10 protein-coding genes are annotated in these 12,827 nt (G+C 71.8%); 2 read left to right on the top strand and 8 right to left on the bottom strand.

Going from position 1 to position 12,827, the window contains the following annotated elements; genetic code table 11:
• Positions 1-3: 3 nt before the first annotated feature.
• From NUG20_RS15765 to pqqA, 7 genes are all read right to left on the bottom strand, one after another.
• On the bottom strand, positions 4-1,779 hold the full coding sequence (locus tag NUG20_RS15765) for a chloride channel protein (protein WP_263398505.1): 1,776 nt from the start codon (positions 1,777-1,779) through the stop codon (positions 4-6).
• Between the two features lie 16 nt (positions 1,780-1,795).
• On the bottom strand, positions 1,796-2,308 hold the full coding sequence (locus NUG20_RS15760; protein WP_263395378.1) for a hypothetical protein: 513 nt from the start codon (positions 2,306-2,308) through the stop codon (positions 1,796-1,798).
• 152 nt (positions 2,309-2,460) lie between these two features.
• A complete protein-coding gene (gene pqqE, locus NUG20_RS15755) occupies positions 2,461-3,582 on the bottom strand; it encodes a pyrroloquinoline quinone biosynthesis protein PqqE (protein ID WP_263395377.1) in 1,122 nt (373 codons plus the stop codon).
• Complete coding sequence (gene pqqD / locus NUG20_RS15750) at positions 3,579-3,857, bottom strand: pyrroloquinoline quinone biosynthesis peptide chaperone PqqD (protein WP_263395376.1); 279 nt, start codon at positions 3,855-3,857, stop codon at positions 3,579-3,581. The genes pqqE and pqqD overlap by 4 nt, the downstream gene beginning before the upstream one ends.
• Positions 3,854-4,600: a pyrroloquinoline-quinone synthase PqqC gene (gene pqqC, locus NUG20_RS15745; RefSeq protein ID WP_263395375.1), complete on the bottom strand. Its 747-nt coding sequence runs from the start codon at positions 4,598-4,600 to the stop codon at positions 3,854-3,856. Before pqqC ends, pqqD begins: the two co-directional genes overlap by 4 nt.
• Positions 4,601-4,625: 25 nt before the next feature.
• Positions 4,626-5,525 (bottom strand): pyrroloquinoline quinone biosynthesis protein PqqB, encoded by a 900-nt coding sequence (gene pqqB / locus NUG20_RS15740; RefSeq protein ID WP_263395374.1) that lies wholly within the window; start codon positions 5,523-5,525, stop codon positions 4,626-4,628.
• Positions 5,526-5,586: 61 nt separating this feature from the next.
• Complete coding sequence (gene pqqA, locus NUG20_RS15735) at positions 5,587-5,667, bottom strand: pyrroloquinoline quinone precursor peptide PqqA (RefSeq protein ID WP_263398504.1); 81 nt, start codon at positions 5,665-5,667, stop codon at positions 5,587-5,589.
• Positions 5,668-5,936: 269 nt separating this feature from the next.
• Between pqqA and NUG20_RS15730 the strand changes: the two genes are divergently transcribed.
• Positions 5,937-8,093, top strand: a complete 2,157-nt coding sequence (locus NUG20_RS15730; RefSeq protein WP_263395373.1) for a RelA/SpoT family protein — start codon at positions 5,937-5,939, stop codon at positions 8,091-8,093.
• Between the two features lie 230 nt (positions 8,094-8,323).
• On the top strand, positions 8,324-9,736 hold the full coding sequence (locus NUG20_RS15725; RefSeq protein WP_263398503.1) for a hypothetical protein: 1,413 nt from the start codon (positions 8,324-8,326) through the stop codon (positions 9,734-9,736).
• A gap of 939 nt (positions 9,737-10,675) precedes the next feature.
• Here the strand turns inward: NUG20_RS15725 and NUG20_RS15720 are convergent.
• Positions 10,676-12,772, bottom strand: coding sequence for a glycosyltransferase (locus NUG20_RS15720; protein ID WP_263395372.1), 2,097 nt, complete (start codon positions 12,770-12,772; stop codon positions 10,676-10,678).
• Between the last annotated feature and the right edge of the window lie 55 nt (positions 12,773-12,827).

The raw sequence follows: 12,827 nt of genomic DNA, 5'->3' as shown, positions 1-12,827 counted from the left end.
CACTCAATCATCCACCCGCTCGCCCATCAGCTCGCGCTGGCGCTTGTCCAGCTCCTCGGCGTAGCGCTTGCGCACGAAGCCTTCGGTCAGCACGCCGAGGATCTGGCCGTGTTCGTCGACCACCGCAAGTTCGTCGCTCTGGGTCAGGTCGAACTGGCGCATCGCGGTGACCACGTCGGTGTCGGCGCGCAGCGCCACATCGCGGTTGCCGGCGTAGTCGGCGATCGCCGCGTCGGCATCGACGCCGTCGGCGTAGGCCGCGGCCAGCGTCACCAGGCCGGCGTAGTGGCCGTGTTCGTCCTCCAGCACCACGCGCGTGCCCGAGCCGAGCGGGAAGCGGCGGCGGAACTCGGCCACCGAGGTGGCGGCGGCGAGCGGGTGCACGTCCTTGCGCATCATCCGCCCGGCGCTCAGGTGCTTGACCCAGCCCACGTCGCGCGCGCTCTTGATGGTCTCGCCGCGCAGGTGCAGGCGCCAGGTCGAGAACGAATAGCCGAACACCTGGCGCACGATGGTGTTGGCCACCAGCACCGCCACCATCACCGCGCTGGCCAGCACGAAATCGTGGGTGCCTTCGAGCACCAGCATCGCCATCGTCATCGGCGCGCCGACCACGGCTGCGGCCAATGCGGCCATGCCGGCCAGCGAGGCGGCGGTGCCGTCGACCAGGGCCATGCCGCTGCCCAGGTTCAACAGGCCGGCGAACAGGCCGCCGACCAGCGAGCCCATGAACAGCGAGGCGAAGAACAGGCCGCCGCGGAAGCCGAAGCCGAGCGAGATGCCAGAGGCCAGGCACTTGAGCAGCAACAGCATGCCCAGCCATTGCAGCGAGGTCGGGCTGGTCAGGTCCAGGTGCAGCGCGCCGTGCCCGGAGGAGAGCACCTGTGGGGTGATCAGCGCCAGCGGGATCAGCATCAGGCCGCCGGCTACCGGCCGCGCCCAGCGCGGCAGCGGGCTGCGGTTGACTGCCTGCTCGATCGCCGTGACCAGGCGCATCACCGCCACCGCCAGCAGCGCGCAGATCACGCCGAGCAGCGCGTACAGCGCGTAGTCGCGCGCTTCCAGCGCGGACGCCGCCGAGGCCGGCAGCAGGTACGGCTGCACGCCGGCGGCCTGGGCCACGAACACCGCGCCCAGCGACGCCACCGCGACCGGCGCCAGCGCCGATGGCGAGTACGCGCCGATCACGATCTCGAATGCATAGAACGCGCCGGCCAGCGGCGCGCCGAACGCGGCGGCGATGGCCGCGCCGGCGCCGGCGCCGACCAGGGTGCGGATGTCGGCGCGACGCAGGCGCAGGATCCGCCCCAGGTGCGAGCCGCTGCCCGCGCCCATCTGCGTGTACGCCGCTTCCAGCCCGACCGAAGCGCCGCAGCCGTTGGACAGCAGGGTCTGCGCGGACACGATCAGGTTGTCGCGCATCGACATGCGCCCGCCGTACAGTGCGTTGGCTTCGACCGCATCGATCAGCTGGCGCTTGCGCGCGCGTGCGGCCATGCCGAGCAGGCCGACCAGCAGTCCGCCCAGCGGCAACACCAGCAACTGGCCCAGGCTCAGTTCGGGCAGCGCGCTGAGCCGGGCGTCGGCGTCCAGGCCGTACAACCAGGCCTGCGCGTGGTGCGCCAGGCCGCTCTGCAACAGGGTCAGCAGGCCGGCGATCAGGCCGACCAGCAGCGCCAGCGCGATGAACCAGACGTCGCTGGCGCGGAAGCGCCGGCGCAGCGCGTCGGCCAGGCTGTGCGAGGCGTCGGCCAGGCCCAGCCGCGGGTGCTGGCGCACGTTCACGGCACGCGCCTTACTTGACGCGCCGGACCTTGGCCTGGGTGTTGTAGGTGTCGACCTGCATGTACCACACGCCGGCGATGCCGGGCTTGATCCGCACCTTGGGCGCGCTGCGGTGCACGCTGCTCAGGCTGGCCGATTCGGTCTGCTCCCATTCCTGGCCGTTGGCCAGCACATAGCGGCGGCCCTTGGAGAAGCCGGTGAAGTCGCCGACCAGGGTGCTGACGATCGGCTCCTGGCTGCCGAAGTCGAAGAAGCCGCGGTTCTTCACGATCACTTCCTGGCGGCCTTCTTCCTTGGCCTTCTCCAGCGCCACCGCGGTTTCCTTGGCGACCTTGCCCTGCAGCCAATCGTTCAGCGCGGCCAGTTCCTGTGGCGACAGTTTGTCCAGGCCGGCGGCCTTGAACTCCTGCGCCGACATCTGCGTCTGCAGGTCGCCGGCGACGGTGCGTTGGGCGGCGGCGGGAGCGGCGGACACGGCGAGCGCCGCGCACAGGACCAGGGGAGTGAGGCGCGCAAGCAGCATGGCGGGATCCGGGCAGTGGGATGCGGGCTAGTGTAGTCGCAAGCCGCGCCGCCGGTGCCGGGTGGGTGGCGGCGCGCCGTCGTGCCGGGTTGCGCGCCATCCACGCCGTCGCGGATCGCGGTTGGCGCGGGCGGCGGGCAGGGCCCCAGCGCTCAGCCGGTGCTGGGCTCGGTGGCGGCGTGCGGTCGCGCCGGGCGCCGGTACACGAAGGCCGGCGCCGCGTCGGCCGCCTCGCGCTGGGCCAGCGCCTGCAGGTCGGCATGCTCGGGCGCGCGCTCGCAGACCGGGTCCAGCGTCGCCGCGTCGCCGCTCAGCGCCAGCGCCTGGCAACGGCAGCCGCCCCAGTCGATCTCGCGCTTCGGACAGCCCTGGCAGACCTCCGGCATCCAGGCGGTGCCGCGGAAGCGCACGAACGCCTCGCCGTCCTGCCAGATCGCTGCCAGCGGCCGTTCGCGCAGGTTCTCGAACACCATGTCCGGCAGGGTCTCGGCGGCGTGGCAGGGCAGCACGTCGCCGCGCGGGGAGATGTTGACGAAGCGCTGGCCCCAGCCGCCCATGCACGCCTTGGGCCGGTGCGCGTAGTAGTCGGGGGTGACGAAATCGATCGTCAGGCGCTCGCGCAGGCGCTCGCGCGCCGCGGTCACCGCGACCACGGTGGCGTCGATCTGCGCGCGGCTGGGCATCAGTGCGGCGCGGTTGCGCAGGCCCCAGCCGTAGTACTGGGTGTGCGCCACTTCCAGGCGCTCGGCGCCCAGTTCCAGCGCCAGTTCGATCATCGCCGGCACCCGTTCGGCGTTGTGGCGGTGGATCACCGCGTTGATCGTCAGCGGCAGGCCGAGCGCGGTGACCGCGGCGGCGAACGCGCGCTTCTTGGCCAGGCTGTCGCGGTAGCCGGCGATGCGGTCGGCGCCGGCGGCATCGGCGTCCTGCACGCTCAGTTGCACGTGCTCCAGCCCGGCGTCGGCGAGTTGCGCCAGCATCGGCGCGCCGCCGGCCACGCCGGAGGTGATCAGGTTGCTGTACAGGCCCAGCGCGCGCGCATGCGCGACCAGGTCGGGCAGGTCCTTGCGCAGCATCGGCTCGCCGCCAGAGAAATGCGCCTGCAGCACGCCCATCGCCGCGGCCTGGTCCAGCGCCGAGCGCCAGCCGGCGGTGTCCATCTCCTCGCGCAGCGCGGCCAGCGCGATCGGGTTGGAGCAGTACGGGCAGGCCAGCGGGCAGCGGTGGGTCAGCTCCAGCAGCAGCGACAGCGGCGGCGGCACGGTCGCGTTCATGCGCGCAGCAGGCGTTTGTCGTGCAGCTGCGCGGCCAGCTCGAGCACGTCGCGCTCGACCTCGGCCGGGTCAGCGTCGAATTCCGCGGCCAGTTCGGCCGCGATCGCCGCGAGGCTGCGTACGCCGTCGCAGCGCGACACGATCGCATGCGCGATCTCGTCCAGTTCGATCACCCGTTCCGGCGCCAGCAGCACCCACTGCGCGCGGGCGCGATCGTGCTGCAGGCGCACGCCGGCGGCCAGCCGCGGGCAGCTGGCCGGCGCCAGCGTGCTCATGCCACCGCCTGCGCCGGCGCGGCGGCGAACGCCTCCGGCCAAGCCACGCCGGGTTGCACATAGGCGAAATGCAGCGCGTCCAGCTGCGACCACAGCACGCCGCACTTGAAGCGCAGCGCGTCCTGCACCAGTTGCTGCTTCTCGACCGTGTCGGCGTGGCGCTTGACGTAGTCCAGGGCGAAGTCCGAATCGCGCGGCGCCTCGTGCAGGCGGTGCTCGAAATACGCCAGCGCCTCGCGCGAGACGAAATCGTAGTGCTGCAGCATGCCGGCGACGCGGCGGCCGATGATGCCCGGCGCGAACAGTTCGGTCAGCGACGAGGCGATCGCCTCGAGCAGGCTCTTCTCGCGCACGAAGTGCAGGTAGGCCTGCACCGCGAAGCGGGTGCCGGGCAGCAGGGCGCGGCCGGACTGCACCAGTTCGCGGTCCAGGCCCAGCGCGTCGGTCAGGTGCAGCCAGCGCGCGATGCCGCCTTCGCCGTCGGCGCTGCCGTCGTGGTCGACGATGCGCTGGCGCCAGATCCGGCGCAGCGCCGGATCGTCCATCCGCGCCAGGATCGCCGCGTCCTTCAGCGGGATGCAGCGCTGGTATTCGTAGCGGTTCAGCGCCCAGGCCTGGACCTGGCCGCGGTCGAGCCGGCCGCTGTGCAGCAGCGCGTGGAACGGGTGCTGGTCGTGGTACAGGCGCGCGCCGATCGCGCGCAGCTCCGCTTCCAACTGGTCGGGGCTGAGCAAGGCGCTCACGGATGGATGCTCACAGGTGGATGGCTCACAGCGCGATGTCCATGCCGTCGTGGGCGACGTCCCAGCCGTGCGCGGCCACCGCTGCGCGTTCGGCCGAGCCGGCGTCGAGGATCGGGTTGGTGGTGTTGATGTGGATGAAGACCTTGCGCGTTACGTCCAGGTCGGCGAACGCGCGCAGGGTGCCGGCCTCGCCGTCGATGCTGAGATGGCCCATGCGCTGGCCGGTCTTGGCGCTGACCCCGAGCTGCACCAGTTCGTCGTCGCGCCACAGGGTGCCGTCGAAGAACACCAGTTCGGCGCCGCGCAGGCGCGCGCGCAGCGCGTCGGTCATCGCCGCGCAGCCGGGGATGTAGTGCAGGCGATGGTGGCCGTCGTCGATGGTCAGGCCCAGGGTTTCCTCGTCGGAGCCGGCCAGGTCGCCGCTGTGGCGGCTCTCCATGAACAACGGCACCTTGCCCGGCACCGCGAACGGGGTCACCTGCAGGCCGAGCAGCGACAGCGGCGTGTCCAGGGCGAAGGCATGGCGCTGCACGTAGGCCGGGTGCAGCGCGTCGAAGATCGGATTCTGCGCCAGCAGGTCGAGCACGCGGCCGCTGGCATGCAGGTCGAAGCGCTGGCTCTCGCGCATCGACAGCAGGCCGGCGATATGGTCGATCTCGCCGCTGGTCAGCAGCACGGCCTCGATCGGGGAATGGCGCAGGTCGCGTTGCGGCCACAGTGCCGGGGTCGCCAGCAGTTGCTGGCGGAAATCGGGGGAGGCGTTGATCAACAGCCAGCGCTGGTTGTCGGCGCTGACCGCGATGCTGGCCTGGGTGCGACGTTGGGCACCCGCAAGCTGTTGCCATGCCCGCAGGCTCGCGGGCGTATGGCAGTTCCATTGCGGGTGCCCCCCGCCGGCCGCCGATCCCAATACGATGAGGTGCATCCGGTCTCCGTCTACGGCGCCTGGCCGGTCACATCGTTTCGGGAAAGGGGCTAACGCGCGATCAAAGCTCGCCGGATGCGTAGCAGTTGATCTCCGCGCCGACGCAGATCTCGCGGATCACTGGCTTGTTCCACTGCTTCATGGGCATTCCTCTTCAGAGTGGGACGACAGGGCGACGACGGCGGCATCCGCCTGCGGCGGGGCGACGGCGTCGACTTCGAGAATAGGCCTGCCCCTCGCCGTGGATGTGAAAATTCCGGTAAGGCAGGCCAAGTCGCAAGCGCATCACACTGAGCTTGCGGTGCGTATGCGCAACGGACGCCACGGCGGCCGGCAGCGCCGCGTGCAATTGTGGGAAAGCGCGCAAGCGCGCTAGTGTAGGCGGCACTGTTTCGCCACGAATGCCCGTCCTTGAACCACTCTTCCCATCCCGGCCTGGAGGCGCTGCTGCAGCGCCCGGCGGCGGCTGTCCTGGCGCCCGCGCTGCGCGAGGCGCTGCTGCAGGCCTGGCACGCGCAGCCGGAGCAGGTCGCACGCGCGCCGTGGCCGGTGCTGGCCGACACCCTGGACGCGCTGGCGCTGCTGTCCGCCGACGAGGCGGCGCTGCTGGCCGCGTTGTTGTTCGATCTGCCCGGCTTGCGTGCGCACCTGGCGCAGTTGCCGGTGGCGCCGCCGGCGCGGGCGCAGGCGGTGGCCGGCCTGCTCGACGGGCAGGATGCGGCCGACCAGGTGTGGGCGCTGCATGCCGGGCGCGAGGCCGGGCGCAACAGCGAGGGCCTGCGCCGGCTGCTGCTGTCGATCGTGCAGGACCTGCGCGTGGTGCCGATCCTGCTGGCGCGGCAGCTGGCGAAGATGCGCGATGCCGACAAGCTGCCCGAGGCGCAGCGCCGCGCGCTGGCGCAGCTGACCCGCGACATCCACGCACCGCTGGCCAACCGGCTGGGCATCTGGCAGCTGAAATGGGAACTGGAGGACCTGGCGTTCCGCCACCTGGAGCCGGACACCTATCGGCGCATCGCGCGCGAAGTGGACGAGAGCCGGGTGGCGCGCGAGCGCTACATCGAGGCGGTCAAGAAGCTCCTGTCCAAGGCGCTGGGCGAGCAGGGCCTGCGCGCGGAAATCAGCGGCCGGCCCAAGCACATCTACAGCATCTGGCGGAAGATGCAGAAGAAGCGGCTGGCCTTCGACCAACTGTACGACCTGCGCGCGGTGCGGGTGATGGTCGACGACGTCGCCGCCTGCTACGCCGCGCTGGGCGTGGTGCATGCGTTGTGGGCGCCAGTGCCCAGCGAGTTCGACGACTACATCGCCCGGCCCAAGGCCAACGACTACCGCTCGCTGCACACCGCGGTGGTCGGTCCGGAAGGGCGCACGATCGAGGTGCAGATCCGCACCCACGACATGCATGCGCAGGCCGAGCTGGGCGTGGCCGCGCATTGGAAATACAAGGAAGGCGGCAAGGGCGCGGAGAAGGCCTTCGACCGCAAGATCACCTGGATGCGGCAGCTGCTGGAGCAGTCGCAGGACGGCGAGCAGGGCGGGCTGGCCGGCGCGCTCGATGCCGAACTGGTCGAGGACCGGGTCTACGCGCTGACCCCGATGGGCGAGGTGATCGACCTGCCGCAGGGCGCCACGCCGCTGGATTTCGCCTACCACGTGCACACCATGGTCGGGCATCGCTGCCGCGGCGCCAAGGTCAACAACCGCATCGTGCCGCTGACCCACAAGCTGCGCAGCGGCGACCGCGTGGAGATCCTCACCGGCAAGGAGGCCGAGCCGCGCCGCGACTGGCTGCTGCCGGCCAACGGCTACCTGGCCAGCGGCCGCTCGCGCGACAAGGTGCGCGCCTGGTTCCACAAGCTCGACCGCGCGCGCAACGTGCAGGCCGGCAAGGACCTGCTCGAGCGCGAGCTCAAGCGCCTGGGCCTGCAGCATGCCGACCTGCTGCCGGCGGCGAAGAAATTCCATGCCGACAGCATCGAAGAGCTGTACATCCAGGTCGCGCTGGGCGACGTCGGCCCCAGCCAGGTCGGCCGCGCCCTGCACGAGGCCGAGCGCGCCGCGGCGCAGCCGGCGGCGCCGGCGCTGCCGCGACCGACCGCACGCCGCAGCGGACTGGCCAAGTCCAAGTTCACCGTGCAGGGCGTGGGCAACCTGCTGGTGCAGCTGGCGCGCTGCTGCCAGCCGGTGGCCGGCGAACCGATCGCCGGCTACCTGACCCGCACCCGTGGCGTCACCGTGCATCGTGTCGATTGCGCCGCCTTCGCCCGGCTCGCCGCCGGCAGCCCGCAGCGGGTGCTGCCGGTGGAGTGGGGCCAGGCCGGCGGCGGCTACGAGGTCGACGTGCTGGTGCGGGCGATGGACCGACGCTGGCTGCTCAAGGACATCACCAACCTGATCGCGCAGGAGGACGCCCACGTGCTGGAGATCAACAGCGACAACGTGCGCGACAGCGGCCGCGCGCAGCTGCGCCTGCGGCTGAAGGTGGGCGACTACGGCCAGCTGTCGACCCTGCTCGGCAAGCTCGACGCGCTGCCCGGCGTGGACGAGGCACGGCGCCTGGGTTGAGGGCGGGCGGCGAGCAGGGGCGACTGGGCCCGGTGCCGGATCCGCAATGCCGTGTTGGCGCGCAGGACTCACCGCAACAGGCCTTCGTCATGCGCGCGCGTTAAGCTTGCGCGGTGAGCAAGCCGCCAGATCAGATCAAGGACGAACGCCGGCGCCCGCAGCGACGGGTGCCGCTGTGGCGCGATCGCCGTGTCTGGCGTTGGGCGCTGGCGGCGCTGCTGCTGGTGGCGATGACCCTGGTGGTGTTCCGCCGCCCGCTGGCCGATCTGCTGTGGCCGGAGACGCGCATCCAGCAGCTGCTCGACCAGGGCCATGCCGCGTTGCGCGCCGGCCGCCTCAGCGTGGCCGACGGCAGCGGCGCGCGCGAGCGGTTCGAGGCCGCGCTGGCGCTGGATGGCGATCGCCTGCAGGCGCGTGCCGGGTTGGCCGCGACCGGCCGCGCCGCGCTCGGCCAGGCGCGTGCGGCACTGGCGGCGGGACGCTATGCGCAGGTGCGCTCGGCGCTGGCGCTGGCGCGCGCGCTGCAGGTGCCGCGCGCCGAGGCCGACCGCATCGAGGCCGCGCTGCGCCAGCGCGAGGCCGCGCATGCCGGACTCGACCAACTGCTGCAACGCGCGGCGCAGGCGCGCGGCGAGGGGCGCCTGGACGGCGCGCCCGATGCGGCGCTGCCGCTGTACCGGCAGGTGCTGGAGTTCGCGCCGGAACGCACCGAAGCGCTGGAAGGTCGTGAGGATGCGTTGTCGGAGCTGCTGCAACGGGCGCAGGCGGCGCTGGCGCGTGGTGACGTGCCGGCGGCCGCGACGCTGGTCGCCAGCGCGCGCGACTACGACCCCGGGCATGTCGATCTACCCGCGGCGCAGGCGGCGCTGAACCGGGCACTGGAAGCGCTGCAGCGCGAGGCCGAACTGGCCTTGCGCCGGCAGCGCCTGGACGCGGCGGCGCGCGCCTTCGCCAAGCTGCGCGCCGCCGCGCCGGACGCTGCCGGCGTGGGCGACGGCGAGGAACGCGTGGCCGCCGCATACGCGGCGCAGGCCATGCGTGCCGCCGCCGATTTCCGTTTTGCCGAGGCCGAGCGGGCCTTGCAGAAGGGGCAGGCGTTGGCGCCCGACAGCCGCGCGCTCGCCGATGCGCGGCAGGCGTTGGCGCGCGCACGGCAGAGCCAGGCCACGCTGCAGTCGCGGCTCTCGCCAGCCGAGCGCGCACGCCGCCTGCAGGCGTTGCTGGCGGCGTTGCAGGCCGCCGAAGCGCGCGGCGACTGGCTGACCCCACCTGGCGCCAGCGCCTACGACACGCTGCTGGCGGCGCAGGTGCTGGCGCCGCGCGATGCGCGCGTGCGCAGCGCCGAGCAGCGCGTGCTGGCGGCGCTGCGGCAGTGCTTCGACGACGAACTGCGCGGCAACCGGGTGCTGGCGGCGAGCGCGTGCTACGACGCGTGGCGGGCGCTGGCGCCGGGCGGCAACGGCGTGGCCGCGGCGCGGCGACGGCTGGCGCAGCGCTGGCTCGCGGTCGGCGACGAACGCTTGAGCGCTGGCGATGCCGAGTTCGCACGCGAGGCACTGCGCCGCGCCCGCGCGATCGATCCGGGTACGCCGGAGCTGGCGGCATTCGCACAGCGCTTGCGGAGTTTGTCGCCTGGGCGCTGAGCGTCTTGCGCAGAGAATCCGATTGCTGCAGGAGGGATGTTGGACCCTTGGGATTCGTTCCGATGGTTGGCGAAGCGCACCGTTCCGCCGCTGTTTCGCCCCGGGCGATGGTGCGAGACCGCCCGGAATCGCTTCTGCTGGCTGCTGGTACGTTGCAGGCTCAAGTCAGGGCAGTGGCCGATGCCGTGGTAGTTCCGAACTTCGCTCGTCGCGACTGAAGTCGCTCCCACAAGAGGGGCTCGCGGCCAGCGTGCTGGGTGCACTGTAGGAGGGGCTCAAGTCAGGGCAGTGGCCGACGCCGTGGCAGTTCCGAACTTCGCTCGTCGCGACTGAAGTCGCTCCCACAAGAGGGGCTCGCGGCCAGCGTGCTGGGTGCACTGCAGGAGGGGCTCAGCCCCGGCAGTGGTCGACGCCGTGGCAGTTCCGAACTTCGCTCGTCGCGACTGAAGCCGCTCCCACAAGAGGCTCGCGGCCAGCGCGCTGGGTGCACTGCAGGAGGGGCTCAAGTCAGGGCAGTGGCCGACGCCGTGGCAGTTCCGAACTTCGCTCGTCGCGACTGAAGTCGCTCCCACAAGAGGCTCGCGGCCAACGCGCTGGGTGCACCTGTAAGAGGGGCTCAGCCCCGGCAGTGGTCGCAGCTGTCGTAGTTTCCGGCTTCGTTCGTCGCGGCTGAAGCCGCTCCTGCACGGGCTTGCGGCGAGCTTGCCGGATGCACTGTAAAAGGGCTTTAGCCCTGACAGTAGGCGAGGCCTTGGTAGTTTCCGACTTCGCTCGTCGCGGCTGAAGCCGCTCCTACAGGGACTTGCGGCGAGCTTGCCGGGTGCACTGTGGGAGGGGCTTCAGCCCCGACGCGATACGGCTGGGCGGCGATCGGTCATTCGGGCCGCTCCGAGCCGCTGCATCTGCGCTGCCGGCAGCGGCCGCCAACGCCGCAACGTCCTAGTCGAGAAACACCTGTCGCACCGTGGCGCGTGCCGCATCCAGCGAGAAGTGGGTAGCGATGTTGCGCAGGCCATTGCCCGCCAGCGTGTTCCACAGCGTCTCGTCGGTGTACAGCTGCGCCAGTGCAGCGACGAACTGCGGCGCGGTCTCGGCGATCAGCACGTCCTCGCCGTGGCGCAGGTGCATGCCTTCCACCGCGCACGGGGTGGCCACCACCGGCTGGCCGTGGGCCATGCTCAGGTTGACCTTGCCCTTGACCCCGGCACCGAAACGCAGCGGCGCCACCGCGATGCGGATGTCGTCCATGTAGGGGACGATGTCCGGCACGTGGCCGAGCAGCTCCACCCCGGGCGTGGCCGTGCCGAGGCGGCGGATGTCCTCGGGCATATCGGCGCCGATGCAGTGGAAGCGCAGTTCCGGCAGCAGCGCGCGCAGCGGCGGAAACACCTCCTGCAGGAACCAGCGCATCGCGTCGACGTTGGGCGCATGGCGGAAGCCGCCGACGAACACCAGGTCGCGGCGCTGCGCCCACGGCAGGCCCGGCCCGGCGACCTCGTGCAGGTTGGAGATCAGCGCGGTGCGCACCTGCGGCGCTTCGCGCTGCAACTGCGCGCGTTCGACCTCGCTGACCAGCACGGTGACATCGACCTGGGCCATCACCTCCAGTTCGCGCGCGCGGGTGCGTTCGGCCTCGCGCAGCAGGCGTGCGTCGCCGGCCAGCTCGGCGCCGCGGCGCTCGCGCAGGTAGTGCAGGTCGACGGTGTCGAACAGCCGCCGCGCCTGCGGCGCGAAGCGGCGCAGCAGCGGCAGGCAGGCGTGGGCGACGTGGTGGCGCACCAGCAGCACGGCGTGGAAGCGCGCGCCATGCTCCTGCAGGAATCCGCTCAGGCTCTTCAGGTACGGCGCGTACCACACCTCCACGCCGAGCCGCTGCAGCGCCTCGCTGTGGCGGCTGGCGTATTCGCGGCCGCTGGGCACCAGCACCACGTGCGCGCCTTCCTGCAGCAGCAGGCGGATCAGGTTGAGCTGGCGCAGCGAGGCCGAGTCGCGGTCCGGTTGCGGCAGCGCCTCGTCGATGATCAGTACCTGGCGCTGGTGCCGGTGCAACAGCGCCGGTGTCGGCGTGGTACCTGGCGCCGGCTGCTGCGCCAGCACGCTGGCCCATTTGTCGGCGAACACGGCGCGGTTGCGCACCTGATACGCCTTGATTCCGCTACCGGTGTCGGTGCCGTTGCTGGTGCCTTCGTCGTGCACCACCTGGCTCGCCGGCTGCAGCAGGGTGCGCAGTCCGGCGTTGCGCACGGCGAAGGCGAGGTCGGTGTCTTCGTAGTAGGCCGGCATGTAGCGCGTGTCGAAGCCGCCCAGCGCCAGGAAGCGTGCGCGTTCGATCGCCAGCGCCGCGCCGGCGCCGTAGTCGATGGCGCGCAGGTAGGCGTAGCGCGGATCGTCCGGCGATTCGAAGCGGCCGTAGCTCCAGGCGCTGCCGTCGGCGAAGACCACGCCGCCGGCTTCCTGCAGGCGCCCGTCCGGGTACAGCAGTTGCGCGGTGACCAGGCCGGCCTGCGGCACCTGCGCGAAGGTGTCCAGCAGGGCGTCCAGCCAGCCCGGCTGCGGCACCGTGTCGTTGTTGAGGAACACCAGGTACTTGCCGCGCGCGCGCGCCGCGCCGTCGTTGCAGGTGGCGATGAAGCCGCCGTTCTGGCTGCGCACGTGGTAGTGCAGGCCCTGGATCTGCGGTAGCCACTGCACGGTCTCGTCGCTGCTGCCGTCGTCGATCACCAGGATCTCGCAGGCCGCCGCCGGCGGGTGCGCGGCCAGCGCGCGCAGGCAGGCCAGGGTGTGCGCGATGTGGTTGTAGACCGGGATCACGATGCTCGCCAGCGGCGCGTCGCTGGCCGGCACCGCGAATGGCGCGAACGGCCGCGGCGCGACCGCGAACAGCGCGCGCCGCGGCGGCGGCAACGGCTGCGCATGCACGCGCAGGCGCTGCCAGGTGCTGCGCCAGCCGCGCGTGCGCAGGCTGGCCAGGCCGCGCCGGAGCAGGCCGGTCAGGCGGTTCAGGGCGTAGCGCAGGTTCGCCCAGGACATCGACATCCGTTGCAACTCCAGCTTAAACAAAAGGGGACCCGCGCCGCGCTGCCTGCTGGCC

The sequence above is a fragment of the Xanthomonas sp. CFBP 8443 genome, from assembly GCF_025666195.1.
Taxonomy (GTDB): domain Bacteria; phylum Pseudomonadota; class Gammaproteobacteria; order Xanthomonadales; family Xanthomonadaceae; genus Xanthomonas_A.
This window is presented reverse-complemented; position numbering and strand designations above follow the sequence as displayed.

Bases quoted from the DNA above. Each gene is read 5' to 3' on its own strand.
- NUG20_RS15725 (WP_263398503.1), top strand. From the start codon at position 8,324: ATGACCCTGGTGGTGTTCCGCCGCCCGCTGGCCGATCTGCTGTGGCCG.
- NUG20_RS15760 (WP_263395378.1), bottom strand. From the start codon at position 2,308: ATGCTGCTTGCGCGCCTCACTCCCCTGGTCCTGTGCGCGGCGCTCGCC.
- pqqE (WP_263395377.1), bottom strand. From the start codon at position 3,582: ATGAACGCGACCGTGCCGCCGCCGCTGTCGCTGCTGCTGGAGCTGACC.
- pqqB (WP_263395374.1), bottom strand. From the start codon at position 5,525: ATGCACCTCATCGTATTGGGATCGGCGGCCGGCGGGGGGCACCCGCAA.
- pqqA (WP_263398504.1), bottom strand. From the start codon at position 5,667: ATGAAGCAGTGGAACAAGCCAGTGATCCGCGAGATCTGCGTCGGCGCG.
- pqqD (WP_263395376.1), bottom strand. From the start codon at position 3,857: ATGAGCACGCTGGCGCCGGCCAGCTGCCCGCGGCTGGCCGCCGGCGTG.
- NUG20_RS15720 (WP_263395372.1), bottom strand. From the start codon at position 12,772: ATGTCGATGTCCTGGGCGAACCTGCGCTACGCCCTGAACCGCCTGACC.